The organism is Arthrobacter sp. NQ4, assembly GCF_029077345.1.
Taxonomy (GTDB): Bacteria; Actinomycetota; Actinomycetes; order Actinomycetales; family Micrococcaceae; genus Arthrobacter.
On record NZ_JARETC010000003.1, the window covers coordinates 266,029 to 279,305 of the forward strand.

At 68.0% G+C, this 13,277-nt stretch carries 10 protein-coding genes; 5 read left to right on the forward strand and 5 right to left on the reverse strand.

Annotation, left to right across the window (positions count from 1 at the left end):
- Positions 1 to 138: 138 nt before the first annotated feature.
- Both deoC and PUN51_RS07620 read left to right on the forward strand, forming a co-directional pair.
- A complete protein-coding gene (gene deoC / locus PUN51_RS07615) occupies positions 139 to 858 on the forward strand; it encodes a deoxyribose-phosphate aldolase (RefSeq protein WP_275180394.1) in 720 nt (239 codons plus the stop codon).
- A gap of 52 nt (positions 859 to 910) precedes the next feature.
- On the forward strand, positions 911 to 1,174 hold the full coding sequence (locus PUN51_RS07620) for a hypothetical protein (protein ID WP_159632483.1): 264 nt from the start codon (positions 911 to 913) through the stop codon (positions 1,172 to 1,174).
- 80 nt (positions 1,175 to 1,254) lie between these two features.
- Here PUN51_RS07620 and PUN51_RS07625 read toward each other — a convergent pair whose 3' ends face one another.
- Positions 1,255 to 2,067, reverse strand: a complete 813-nt coding sequence (locus PUN51_RS07625; protein WP_275180395.1) for a metal-dependent hydrolase — start codon at positions 2,065 to 2,067, stop codon at positions 1,255 to 1,257.
- 6 nt (positions 2,068 to 2,073) lie between these two features.
- A complete protein-coding gene (gene mfd / locus PUN51_RS07630) occupies positions 2,074 to 5,760 on the reverse strand; it encodes a transcription-repair coupling factor (RefSeq protein ID WP_275180396.1) in 3,687 nt (1,228 codons plus the stop codon).
- A 235-nt stretch (positions 5,761 to 5,995) separates the two neighbouring features.
- On the opposite strand from mfd, the gene PUN51_RS07635 reads away from it, so the two are divergent.
- The 3 genes from PUN51_RS07635 to PUN51_RS07645 are packed head-to-tail and all read left to right on the forward strand — an operon-like array spanning position 5,996 to position 8,269.
- The gene (locus PUN51_RS07635) at positions 5,996 to 7,501 is read left to right on the forward strand and encodes an SDR family oxidoreductase (RefSeq protein ID WP_275180397.1); all 1,506 of its coding nucleotides are present in this window, start codon (positions 5,996 to 5,998) and stop codon (positions 7,499 to 7,501) included.
- 44 nt (positions 7,502 to 7,545) lie between these two features.
- Positions 7,546 to 8,043, forward strand: coding sequence for a DUF2505 domain-containing protein (locus PUN51_RS07640; RefSeq protein WP_159632486.1), 498 nt, complete (start codon positions 7,546 to 7,548; stop codon positions 8,041 to 8,043).
- A gap of 4 nt (positions 8,044 to 8,047) precedes the next feature.
- Positions 8,048 to 8,269: an SCO4848 family membrane protein gene (locus PUN51_RS07645; protein WP_159632487.1), complete on the forward strand. Its 222-nt coding sequence runs from the start codon at positions 8,048 to 8,050 to the stop codon at positions 8,267 to 8,269.
- An 87-nt stretch (positions 8,270 to 8,356) separates the two neighbouring features.
- Here PUN51_RS07645 and sufU read toward each other — a convergent pair whose 3' ends face one another.
- The 3 genes from sufU to PUN51_RS07660 form a co-directional block, all read right to left on the reverse strand.
- Positions 8,357 to 8,806, reverse strand: a complete 450-nt coding sequence (gene sufU / locus PUN51_RS07650) for a Fe-S cluster assembly sulfur transfer protein SufU (protein ID WP_159632488.1) — start codon at positions 8,804 to 8,806, stop codon at positions 8,357 to 8,359.
- A 23-nt stretch (positions 8,807 to 8,829) separates the two neighbouring features.
- A complete protein-coding gene (locus PUN51_RS07655) occupies positions 8,830 to 10,155 on the reverse strand; it encodes a SufS family cysteine desulfurase (protein WP_275180398.1) in 1,326 nt (441 codons plus the stop codon).
- Between the two features lie 482 nt (positions 10,156 to 10,637).
- Complete coding sequence (locus PUN51_RS07660) at positions 10,638 to 13,208, reverse strand: LuxR family transcriptional regulator (RefSeq protein WP_275180399.1); 2,571 nt, start codon at positions 13,206 to 13,208, stop codon at positions 10,638 to 10,640.
- Positions 13,209 to 13,277 lie beyond the last annotated feature (69 nt).

Sequence of the window (13,277 nt, forward strand, 5' to 3'; positions counted from 1 at the left end):
CCCGCTGCGGGCGTGCCGGGCGCTTCCGGTGCTCCCGGTGCCTCCGCGTGGGGCCTGCTGCGGTGCGGCCCGCTGTGACAAGATGGTTCCCGAAACCGAGTCAACGCCGGGCCCACAAGGCCCTCCGAGAGGACCATCATGAGCAACGAAGCCACCGTTCACGCAGGCACCGCCCACCCGGCCGGCCCCGCGGACATCGCCTCCTACATTGACCACACGCTGCTCAAGCCCGAGGCCTCGGAAGCTGAAGTGCTGAAGGTCTGCTCCGAGGCGGCCGAGTACCGGTTCAAGTCGGTCTGCGTCAATCCCCTCTGGGTCAAGACCGTCACCACCGCCCTCAGGGGCTCGGGCGTCCTCACCTGCTCCGTGGTGGGCTTCCCCCTGGGGGCCACTCCCACGGACGTGAAGTCGTTCGAAGCCCGCGGCGCGGTCCTGGACGGCGCGGCGGAGGTAGACATGGTGATCAACATTGCTGCCGCCCGGGCCAACGACAAGGGCGCCCTCGTCGAGGACATCGCCGCGGTAGCCGAGACGGTCCACGCGGGCGGCGCCATCCTGAAAGTCATCATCGAAACAGCCCTCCTGACGGATGAGCAGAAGGTGCTGGCGTGCCAGGCTGCCGTGGAGGCCGGAGCCGACTTCGTGAAGACTTCCACGGGGTTCAACGGCGGGGGCGCCACCGTCGAGGACGTGGCCCTGATGCGCAGGACCGTGGGCCCGGAGGTGGGGGTCAAGGCCTCCGGTGGCGTACGGTCCCTTGCCGATGCGCAGGCTATGATTGCAGCAGGTGCAACACGAATTGGTGCCAGCTCCGGAATTGCCATCGTCAAGGGTGAACAGGGTTCAGCCGCTTACTGACCCTGGCCGGAAGCCGCCACAGATCAAGCCCCGCGGGGCCGAGGAGGAACACATGTCCAGCCAGATCAACGCGTCCAGCAGGGACACGGCGTCCAACAAGGAAACCGTCCGGACCCCGCAGAACGAAAACAACCTCGCCACCAGCGTGGTCCTGTTCGTGATCTGCTTCGCCCTGTTCCTGGGTGCCATCTACTCGCTGTCCTTCCTCACCCTGGGCAACCCGTGGCCCATGGCCGTCTGCCTGGGCCTCTTCGCCCTGGCGTTCTGGCTTCCGCAGACCATCTTTGGCCGCTCCGACTCGGCCGGCGAGCACTAAAGGCCTGAACAGCAGCACAAGAAGGGACCCCGGACATAGTCCGGGGTCCCTTCTTCGTCTGTTGATAACGGTGCCACCGGCTAGAACCAGAGCCTGATCCACGCGCCTGCGGCCGCCGCCACGCGGCCCCAGTGGTGCTGGGCAATGGCCCAGCCGGCCATGGTCATCCCCACCATGGCGTAGGCGCTCACCGGGATCAGCACCAGCCATTCCCGCTTGGAACCTGCCCGGCCCAGCAGGGGCACGGACAGGGCGCCGTTGGAGCGCCAGATGTTCCGCAGCAGGGGCAGCCGGCGGAGCATTTTCGGCGGCCGGACCACCAGCGGCCACAGCAGCGGTACTCCCCCGGTGGTGATGAGGTCTCCGACGATGTGCACCACCACCCCGATCAGCATCGACGTGGGCAGCCAGGTCCACTGTTCCGGCGCGTAGGCCGTGACCAGGCCGGCCATGACCAGCGCGAAGATCCAGTTGGAGATGAAGCCGCTCTTGGGAAAGAGTTTCAGTGCCTTCGCCGCGATGTTGATCAGGAACATGCACAGCAGCCCGGCGCCGACGGAGAGGCGCCCCCATCCCGTGTCCATGTGGACCTGCGATGCCAGGCCGGCCAGGAAGACGAAGAACGCCGCCCCGAGGATGGAGTGCGTGCCCTGCCGGTGGCCGCCGCTGGCATTCTCAATGCCGCGCGCAATCACGTTGGACAGCGGCGGCAGCGAATGGGCCACCGTGCTGGACCGGTGGTCCCAGTCGCACACCAGTGCGGTGCCCGCGGTGGCCATGCCGCCGATCAGGATGCCGGTGGGATCCAGCGGATACCAGCCCAGCGTGTACGGACCGGTGGACGCAACAGCTACCCACGCCGCGGCTCCCGACGCGGCGTGGTGTCCTCCCATCAAGTCCTAACTCACCGCCAGCGGGGCGTCGGAAAAGATGTTCCGGATGACGCCGTTGGCCCATTCCAGGATCTCGGCGTCCTGGAGGTCCCGGCCGCCGATCCGTGCCGTCTTGGGCTTGGGAATGAGGATGGCGTCCAGGGCCGGCTTGGACTGCGACCCGGGGTACATCCGGTTCAGCCGCATGGTCTTGGACTCCGGGAGCGATGCCGGGGAGAACTTGATGAAGTTGCCCTGCAGCGCTACGTCGGACAGGCCGGCCTCACGGGCGGCGACACGGAACCGCGCCACCTCCACCAGGTTCTGCGCGGGCAGCGGCAGCTCGCCATAGCGGTCCACCAGCTCGGCCTGGACCTCGTCGATGGCCTCGTTGGTGAGGGCTGCGGCGAGCTTGCGGTAGGCCTCCAGGCGCAGCCGTTCGCCGGGAACGTAGTCATGCGGCAGGTGCGCGTTGACCGGCAGCTCGATCTTCATCTCCGCGGCCTTCTCTTCGGCTTCGCCGCGGAAGTCCGCCACGGCCTCGCCCACCAGGCGGATGTACAGGTCGAAACCCACCCCCTGGATGTGGCCGGACTGTTCCCCGCCCAGCAGGTTGCCGGCACCGCGGATCTCCAGGTCCTTCATGGCCAGCTGCATGCCGGCACCGAGCTCGTTGTGTGCGGCGACGGCTTTGAGCCGTTCCAGCGCCACCTCGCCCAGGGGCTTCTCTGAGGGATACAGGAAGTACGCGTAGGCACGTTCCCGGCCACGGCCCACACGGCCGCGGAGCTGGTGCAGCTGGGACAGGCCGTACTTGTCCGCCCCGTCCACGATCAGCGTGTTGGCGTTGGAGATGTCCAGGCCGGTCTCGATGATGGTGGTGCACACCAGGACGTCGAAGCGCCGTTCCCAGAAGTCCACGATGATCTGTTCCAGACGGCTTTCGGACATCTTGCCGTGCGCCACCTCAACCCGTGCTTCCGGGACCAGTTCGCGGATCTTCGCCGCGGTCCGCTCGATGGTGGACACCCGGTTGTGGACCAGGAACACCTGCCCTTCGCGCATCAGCTCGCGGCGGATGGCGGCAGAGGTCTGCTTGTCCGTGTACGGGCCAACGTAGGTCAGCACCGGGTGCCGCTCCTCCGGCGGGGTGGCCAGCGTGGAGGTTTCCCGGATGCCGGTGAGGGACATTTCCAAGGTGCGGGGAATCGGGGTGGCGCTCATGGCCAGAACGTCCACGTTGGTGCGCATCTTCTTCAGCGCTTCCTTGTGTTCCACGCCGAACCGCTGTTCCTCATCAACGATCACCAGGCCGAGGTCCTTGAACTCGAAGTCCTTGGACAGCAGCCGGTGGGTGCCGATCACCACGTCCACGGCGCCGCTCTTGACGCCCTCGGCGGTTTCCTTGGACTCCTTGGCGGACTGGAACCGGGACAGCGGCTTGACGCGCAGGGGGAAACCGGAGAACCGCTCGGTGAAGGTCTCGTAGTGCTGCTGGGCCAGCAGGGTGGTGGGCACCAGCACCGCCACCTGCTTGCCGTCCTGCACGGCCTTGAACGCAGCGCGCACCGCAATTTCGGTCTTTCCGTAGCCCACGTCGCCGGACACCAGCCGGTCCATGGGGATTTCCCGCTCCATGTCCGCCTTGACCTCGTTGATGGTGGTCAGCTGGTCCGGCGTCTCCACGTAGGGGAAGGCTTCCTCGAGCTCGCGCTGCCAGGGGGTGTCGGGGGCGAAGGCGTGCCCACGGGAGGCCATGCGGGCCGAGTACAGCCGGATCAGTTCACCGGCGATCTCCTTGACGGCCTTGCGGGCCTTGGACTTGGTGCTGGCCCAGTCCGCGCCGCCCATCTTGCTCAGGACCGGGGCGTCGCCGCCAACGTAGCGGGTCACCTGGTCCAGCTGGTCCGTGGGGACGAACAAACGGTCGCCGGGGGCGCCGCGCTTGGCGGGCGCGTATTCCAGCACCAGGTATTCCCGGACGCCGTCGCCGCCGCCGGCCACCTTGCGCTGGATGAGTTCCACGAACCGGCCGATGCCGTGCTGTTCGTGGACCACGTGGTCCCCCGCCACCAGCTGCAGGGGGTCGACGGCGTTGCGCCGCTTGGAGGGCATCCGCCGCATGTCCTTGGTGGACCCGGCAGAGGTACGGCCCAGCAGGTCGGCCTCGGTGAGCAGGCCAAGTTTGAGCCCGTCCAGGACAAAACCGCGGCCGACGGCGGCGGTGGTCACTTCGATGATGCCGGCCTGGGGCTCGTGGTCCAGGCTGTCCACCCGGGCGCAGGGGATGTCGTTTTCGTGGAAGAGTTCCGCCAGGCGCTGCGCGGGCCCCGGGCCCTCGGTGGCCACCACGATCCGCCACTGGTCGCGGACGTGCGAGCCGATGAAGTCCATCATCTCCGCAACGTCGCCCTGGTAGCCGCGGGGTTCCCGGGCGTGCAGGTTCAGGACGTCGATCTCAGGCAGCAGCTCCGCATCCTGGGCCAGCGAGGTGATGGACCACCAGGAGACACCGTGCGCCAGGGCTGAGCCGCGGGTTTCGGCCAGCGACCGGAAGCTCGCCGAATGCAGCGCGGCCGACGCCTGTGAGCTGAGGTCCAGGGGTGCCGCCCCGCCGTCGGACGCGGTGGACCACGCCGCCTCAAGGAACTCCTCGTTGGTGGCAGCGAGGTCGTGCGCACGGGTGCGCACCTTCTCGGGTTCGATCACCACGGCGATGGAATCGGCCGGCAGCTGGTCCACGAAGGGAACCATCGCGTCCACCAGGACAGGTGCCAGCGATTCCATGCCTTCCACCGCGATGCCGCCGGCGATCTTCTCCAGCATGTCGGCGGCGGCCGGAAGCTGGGATTTCAGCGTGGCCGCGCGGGACATCACCGAGGGGGTGATTAGGATTTCACGGCACGGCGGGGCGTGCAGTTCGGTGGGGTGGTGGATGCCGGGGGCGGACAGCGAGCGCTGGTCAGCCACCGCGAACCAGCGCATCTGGTCCACCTCGTCGCCGAAGAACTCCACGCGGATGGGATGGTCCTCCGTGGGCGGGAAGACGTCGATGATGCCGCCGCGGACAGCGAACTCGCCGCGGTGCGTCACCATGTCCACCCTGGCGTAGGCGGCGTCGGCCAGGCTCTTCACCACGCTGCTGAACGGAACGTCCTGGCCAACCTTGAGGGTGACGGGGACCAGGTCGCCGAGGCCGGCCACCACGGGCTGGACCACGGCGCGGACGGGCGCGACGACGACGCGCAGCCGGGCCGCCGTCGAGCTTTCCGGATGTGCCAGGCGGCGCAGCACGGACAGCCGGCGGCCCACCGTGTCCGAACGCGGCGAAAGCCGCTCGTGCGGGAGGGTCTCCCAGCTGGGGAACTCGGCCACCGAATCCGCGAGCAGGTAGGCGCGCAGGGCTGCAGACAGGTCCTCCGCCTCACGGCCGGTGGCGGTGACGGCAAGCACGACGCCCGGCTCGGCGGACTGTGCTGCCGCGGCCGCGGCGAGGCCGTCCGCCATCTCCGCCAGCAGCACGGGGCGCAGGCCCGCGGGGGCACTGATCTGGTAATCCTGGCCGCGGACGGCAAAGCCACGGGCGGCCGCGGCCTGGACCCGGGCGAACGTCTGGTCCGGTTCAAGGGCGCGGCGGAGTCCGTCCAGCGTCGGGAGCGCGGCGGACTTGCCCGTGCTGGATGTGCCGGCGGCGGACTGGCCGGGAAGACTCATGGCAGAAGCTCCTGTGGTGTTCATCGAAAACAAGCAGGCAACGCGAAAACCCGAAATTCGCTGCGAATCCCGGGTTCTCCCAGCCTACCGCGCAGGAACGACATGGCGGCACGGCGCCTATCACCGCGGGAATGGATCTACGCTGGCAATGCCGATCTATTTCCGCAGCCTTTTCGCCGGGCAGCCGTCCTCATGGGCGGCCGCTGCGAATTGCTTGGGACGAACAGGAGCCAGCATGACTGCAATGAGTGCCCAGCCAACACCTAAGACCGTCCTCGTGACCGGTGCTACCGGCTACATCGGCGGGCGGCTGGTGCCCAGGCTGCTCGAGGCAGGCCACACCGTGAAGGTGCTGGTCCGCTCCCCGGAGAAAATCGCCGGGGTCCCGTGGCGGGACAACGTGGACGTCGTCCAAAGCAGCCTCGACGACGGCGACGCCCTCCGCGAAGCCCTGGCCGGCGTCGACGTCTTCTACTACCTGGTCCATTCCATGGCTGCCGGGGCCGGGTTCGAAGCGAAGGAAAAGGCCATGGCCAGGACCGCCGCGGACGCTGCCGCCGACGCGGGAGTGCACAGGATCGTGTACCTGGGCGGCCTGCACCCGCAAGGGGTCGAGCTATCCACCCACATGCGGTCCCGGGAGGCGGTGGGCAAGGTGTTCCTGGACAGCCCCGTGGACGCCGTGGTGTTCCAGGCAGGCGTGGTGATCGGTTCCGGCTCCGCGTCCTTCGAAATGATCCGCCATCTCTCCGAAACGCTGCCGCTGATGCCGGCGCCCAGCTGGGTGCGCAACCGGATCGAAGCCATCGCCGTCCGCGATGTCCTGTACTACCTGGTGGCTGCCGCGTCCCTGGAGGGCACCATCAACAGGACGTTTGATATCGGCTGCCGGCAGGTGCTGACCTACGCCAGGATGATGCAGGAATACTCTGCGGAAGCAGGCCTGCCCTACCGGGTGGTGCTGGCGCTGCCCATCCCTGCGCCCAAGCTGGCAGGCATCTGGGTGGCGCTGACCACGCCCATCCCGTGGTCCATGGCGGTCCCGCTGGTCCAGTCGCTGCAGCATGACGCGGTGTCCAACGAGCACGACGTCGACCAGTACATTCCCCAGCCCGACGGCGGCCTGACCCCTTACCGGACAGCGGTGGCGCTGGCACTGGGCAAGGAGCGGGACGGCCAGGTGGAAACCACGTGGGCCAATGCCGGCGCCGACTCCGATCCGTTGCCCAGCGACCCCGACTGGGCCGGGCACAAGGTGTACATCGACGAGCGGACGTTCCACGGCGACGTGGATCCCGCCCATGTCTGGACCATCATCGAAGGCATCGGCGGACGCAACGGCTGGTACTCGCTGCCCCTGGCCTGGCAGGTCCGGGGCTGGCTGGACAAACTCACCGGCGGCGCAGGCCTGCTCCGCGGCCGCCGGCACCCGCACACGCTGGTGGCGGGGGAAGTAGTGGACTGGTGGCGGGTGGAGAAGATCGAACACGGCAGCCTCCTGCGGCTGCGGGCGGAAATGCGCGCGCCGGGACGGGCCTGGCTGGAGCTGTCTGTTGAGCCCGACGGCGGTGGCAGCCGCTACCGGCAGCGCGCCATTTTCTTTCCCAAGGGCCTGAGCGGACGGCTCTACTGGCTCGCCGTTCTCCCCTTCCACAGCCTGATCTTCCCGGCCATGGCACGGAACATCACCACGGCCGCGCAGAAACTGGCCGATGCGGACGGCGCCCAGCTGACCCCGTAGGATGTTGGAGGCGTAAATCCTTTCCCGACGTCCCAGGAGGACCCATGGCGCTGAGCGCAACCACCACCCTTCCGCACTCCGTTGACAGCGTTGCCGCTGTGCTGGTGAACGAGGATTTCCAGCGCCACGTCAGCCAGCTGGTGGGCGGCACCCTGGAATCATTCACCGTGGACGGCGACATCGCAGGGGCCTTCAACGCCACCTCCGTACGCACCCTCCCCACCACCCGGCTGCCCGAAATCGCCCGCAAATTCGTGGGCGAGCACCTCAAGGTGACCCAGGTGGAGAACTGGGAAGCCCCCGCGGCGGACGGCTCCCGCCAGAGCAACATCTCGCTGAAGATCGCCGGCGCCCCGGTGGACGTCACCGCTGTCCAGCGCCTGGTGGCCGACGCCGGCGGAACCCGCGTTGAGCTGGAAGGCGCCGTGAAGTCTTCCGTACCGTTCCTCGGCGGAAAGATCGCCGACGCCGCCGAGCCCATGGTGGCCAAGGCACTGAACCTCCAGGCTGCCCAGGCGCAGGCCTGGCTGGAAAGCCACTAGCCCCATGCAGCTTCCCGTCTTCGCCGCGCTGGTCCTGATCATCGCCGGCGTCTGGTCCCTGGTGGTCTGGCCGCAGTTCCTTCGCCGGGTCATGAAGGATCCGCGCGCCCGGGATGCCGCCGGCAAGGCAACCAGGTTCCTGACCGTGCACGTGGTGCTGGTAAGCATCTCCATGGTGCTCGGACTGGCCACCGCCGTAATCGGCGTCCTCGGCCTGCTCGGCTAGGCTGCCGGACCACGCCAGGCGCCGTCTGCGCGAAACAGCCCAGGCCTTCCTCCTGCTGGAGAAGGCCCGGGCTGTTTGCTGTCCGGCTCAGGCAGCCTGGTTGAGCGCGTCCTCGGCCGCCACCCAGGAAATCATGGCGCACTTCACCCGGGCTGCGTAGCGGGCCACTCCTTCGAACGCAGCGGCGTCCCCCAGCAGTTCGGGATCGGCGTGGACCTTCCCCCGGGAGCGCAGCACCTCCCGGAAGCTGTCGATGACTTCATGCAACTCGGCCACTGTCATGCCCTCGGCGAGGTCGGTGAGGACGGATGCGGAGGCCATGGAGATGGAGCACCCGGCCCCGTCCCACGCAATCTGGGCCACCTTTCCCTCCTGGACGGCGAGCCGAAGGGTCACTTCGTCTCCGCACACCGGGTTGAGCTGGTGGGACTGCCCCGTGGACGTGCCTTCGGGCGCTTCCGTGGCGGCAAGCCCGCTGCCGTGGCGGGCCTTGGAATGATCCAGGATGATCTGCTGGTACAGCTGGTCAAGGCTCATGGTGTCACCTTTCGTCTTCTCCGCTAGGCGCGGAAGTAGGCCCGGACGCCCGCGACGGCTTCGAGGAAGCGGTCCACGTCGTCAGTGGTGTTGTAGAGGTAGGCGCTGGCGCGGGTGGTGGCGGTCAGGCCAAGCCTTCGGTGCAGCGGCTGGGCGCAGTGGTGCCCCACGCGGACGGCAATTCCCCGTGAGTCCAGGAACTGGCCGACGTCGTGGGCGTGGACACCTTCGACGTCGAACGCGGCAAGGCCGATCCGCTCCCGCCCGGCGGCCGGACCCAAGACCCTGATACCGGGAATGCCCTCCAGTCCCGCCACCATGCGCTGGCCCAACTCTGCCTCCCACCGGTGGATGCGGTCCAGCCCCGTCTCGGTGAGGTAGTTGGCGGCAGCGGCCAGGGCAACTGCCTGGGAGATGCGCTGCGTCCCGGCCTCGAAACGCTGCGGCGCCGGAAGGTACTCGGCCCGTTCCATGGTGACAGTGGTGATCATGGATCCGCCCGTCAGGAACGGCGGCAGGATGTCCAGGAGCTCCTGGCGCCCGTAGAGCACTCCGATCCCGGTGGGGGCAAGCATCTTGTGGCCGGAGAAGACCGCGAAATCCACGTCCAGCTCCTTGACATCCAAGGGCAGGTGCGGCGCGGACTGGCAGGCATCCAGGACAACCAAGGCGCCCACGGCATGTCCCAGGGCCGTCAGTTCCCGTACGGGGTTGATGATTCCCAGGACGTTCGAAGCGTGGGTGAAAGCCAGGACTTTGGTGCGCGGGCCGATGATGCTTTCCGCCTGCTCCATGCGGAGGCTGCCGTCATCCCCAATGGGGATGTAGCGGAGCGTGGCCCCCGTGCGGAATGCCAGCTCCTGCCACGGAATCAGGTTGGCGTGGTGCTCCATTTCCGTCACCACGATTTCGTCTCCGGGCTTCAGGGCCAGCCCCCTGAGGGCTTGGTCGCCGCGCCCCTGGGCAGCCCACAGCCCGGCATTGGAGAGCGCATAGGACAGGAGGTTCAGTCCTTCTGTGGCGTTGGACGTCCAGATGGTTTCGGCGTAGTCGGCACCAATGAAGTCGGCAATGGTCTGCCGGGCGTCTTCGAAGACCTCCGTGGCCTCCACCGCAAGATGGTGGGCCCCGCGGTGCACCGCAGCATTGCGCTGCTCGTAGAACTCCTGCTCCGCTTCGATGACGCTCAAGGGATTCTGCGACGTGGCCCCGGAGTCGAGGTAGACCAGCGGCTGCCCGTTGACCAGCTGGTTAAGGACCGGGAAGTCATTGCGGATGCGCAGCACCTCGGCGTTGTCCATGACAGGGACGGCATGTTCCAGTGTGGCTGGCGTTGATACTACGGCCAAAACGAACTCCTTGGGCTGCCAATGTCTGACACCCAATTGTCCCACACACGGCTGTGGCGGCCGCCCGGGAGGGGCAGCCGCCACCGCTGCCCCGGGCTTCAGCCGAGGGAGCAGAGGGCCGGCGACGGCTGGGGGGAGAGTCTCGGTCTCAGAAGACTCTGACGTCGCCGGCCCCGTCTATGCCCGGCCCCGTGGGGACCGGAAGTTGAGAGGGCCTCAATGTCCTGTTCGGCCTGCTCCGCGGCTTCCAGCCGGCCGCTTTGCTTTGCCTCCTTAAGTAAAGCCTGCGGCGGCCTCCCGTACACGAGTAGGAAGTACTCGAATCCCCCGGGGAGAACTACCGGGGCGCGGCCCTCCTACGCGGCCGGCGACCCGTGGGCAGCGGGAACCTGCGTCCGGCGGGCAGCGGCTACCCGCACGAGGGCGCACAGGACCTGGGAACGGACAGCTATGCGGAAAACAGCGCGCGCGGCGGCCGGGACCTACTTGGGGAGGGCGGACTCCAGCTCATCGCGGCTTCGGACCCCAAGCTTGACGTAGGTGCGGTAGAGGTGGCCCTCCACCGTCCGTACGGAGACCATCAGCCGCTGCGCAATCTCCCGGTCGGTCAGCCCCTGCACTGCCAGCTCCACGATGTCCTGTTCCCGCCGGGTGAGGCGGACGGCCGGCGCCGCTGCAATGAAGCGGCCTTCCCGGAACCGTTCCCCGAGTTCGTGGTCGCACTTCTCGCGCTGGGCAACGGCCTGCCGGGACCGGCGGCGTTCGCCGGCCTGTTCCAGTACCGTACTGGCGCGGGCATACGCTTCCCGGGCCAGGTTGACAAAGCCTGCCTCCTCCAGCGAGGCAGCCGTTGCCATGAGGGTATCCCCGTCGGCGTTTTCCCAAGCGGTGGCCAGGGTCAGCAGGGCTTCCGCCCAGCGGCCTTCCACCCCGCGGGCGGCCGTCTGCACCATGGGGACAACCGAGGGGTCACCGAGGTCCCAGCACATGGCGAAGACTTCAAGGAGGTTTCCGGTCCGGGCGGACGCCTCCGTGGTGGTCATCAGCGTCTGTAAGGCGGCCAGGCCCTTGCCGTCCCGGGCAAGGTATTCGGCAGCCGCGGACACGTAGGCTTCAGCAAGGAGATCATGCGCGGGCCAGCCGGCACCGGCATCTTTGTGATCCTGTTCCAGGCGCTTTGCCTGTTCCGAGTCCCCCAGCCTGGCGGCAGCGTAGAAGCCCAGTGCGGTGCCGAACCGGTACAGCTGCAGCGGGTCATTGAGCCTCAGCGCCTCGACGGCGGGCAGCAGCACCTGGTAGGCGCGCTCCATTCTCCCCTGCCGCAGCAGCGAGTAGCCCTGGAGCAGCTCAAGGCTTCCGTTGAAGGTGGCGGCCCCGGGTGCATTTCCGGCGGCGTAGTGGTTGAGTTCCCGCTCAGCCGACTCCCATTCACCCATGGCCAGGTAGTCGGAGACCAGCCGCCCCAGCACGAACTCCGGGAAGAAAAAAAGGCTGCCCTGCAACGGGGGAAGCTCCGAGGCTGCCAGCAGGGCAGCCTCCAGGCCCTGTACGGGGCGTCCGGCGGAAGCCAGGGCATGGGCCAGCAGCCCCTCGGCCATGGCACGGAGGGGTTCGCCGCCGGAGCCTGCGCGGCGCTTCCGCATGGCGTCCACGTAGTCGTTCAACGCCTGGACGTTGACCTCGGCAGCCAGCTGCAGCAGGTGCAGGAGTTCTTCCTGCCAGCTCTTTTCGCCGCCGGAAGGTGCGGCGTGCTTTTCGACGTCCTCCGCCACCACGCCAAGGGGGTGGCCGAGGGCCTGGTGTGCCGAAACCCGGAGCAGCAGAACCGCCGGACCCTCGGTGTCCCCCGCCAGCGGGAGCCAGCAGGCGTCCAGGAGGGCCGCGGCCTCCGAATAGGAGCCTTCGTTGTACAGTGCCCGCGCCTGGATGGCCTGGGCCATCGGAACCAGCGGAGGATGGTGGATGCGTGCCGCGATGGAACGCGCACTGTGGTTGCGGAACCTCAGCAGGGCCTCTTTGGCTGCCGACAGCAGCTCGTCGTCACTGACCCGGAGTCCGCACTCCAGGGCCCACTCCACGGATCGCAGCCGGCCCTCCCCCTGCAGCAGGGTGGGGTCCTGGTGGGCCTTGACCTTCTCCAGCAGCTGGAGGCTGCGGGAGACGGAGACAGTATTCCTGATGGCGCCGGCAAAGAGCCCGTTCCAGATGGCAAGCTCGGCCGGGATGCCGGGCGCTTCAACGATCATTTGCTGGTCCAGCAGTGAACGGACCACCGCAGCCCCGCTGATGTCTTCGATGACTTTCCTGCCCACCGGCCCTGCGAGGGCGATGAGCTTCAGGGCTTCCTGTTCCTCGGGCCCGCGCCGGAGGTGGTCCTTGGCCACCACCGCTGCGAGGCGTGGCCCGTCCGCGGGCAGGGAGCCCAGCAGCATCCAGATTCCGTTGCGTTTAGCGAGGACGCCGGCCTCAGCAGAGTCATGGAGCAGGGCATCGAGTATCCGGGGGTTGCCTCCCGACGCATTCCAAATGGCGTCCACAGTCGCTCCAGGGACTGTCCCGTCAAGGGCGTGGGCCAGGACCTCTTCAATCTGTTCGCGGTTGAGGGGACGGAGGTCCACGCGCTCGGCAAGACCGTCGTACCACAGCTGGTCCAACGGCTGCGGCAGGCCGGGCCGGGGACGGGCGGCCGCCACCACGGTGGCCCAGCCGGCCGAGATCACCTCGGCCAGCACGCCTGCCGATGCGTCGTCCAGGTGGTGGGCATCGTCCACGGCAAGCAGGACAGGAGCTCCGTTGCCGCCCTTCAGCTTCTCGAAGTATGACCACATGGAACGGAGCACCGCGACGGGTGAGACGGACTCCTCCGCCGTGAGCTCCCCCGTATAGGGAGTCAGGACCCCGAACGGCACCCCTGCCAGGGCCGAGCTGGCGTGGATGCGCAGGATACTCATGCTCCCGGCGAGGCGCTCCGTCACGGCGTCAGTCACTGCCGACTTTCCAATGCCCGCGCCGGCCATGATGAAGACGGCCTGGTGGGTGCCGTTCCGCACCATGTTGCAGATCCGGTCCACCGGCTCCCGGCGGCCGGTCAGGAGCCGGTGCGCAGCCGGCGGCTTGTGGCC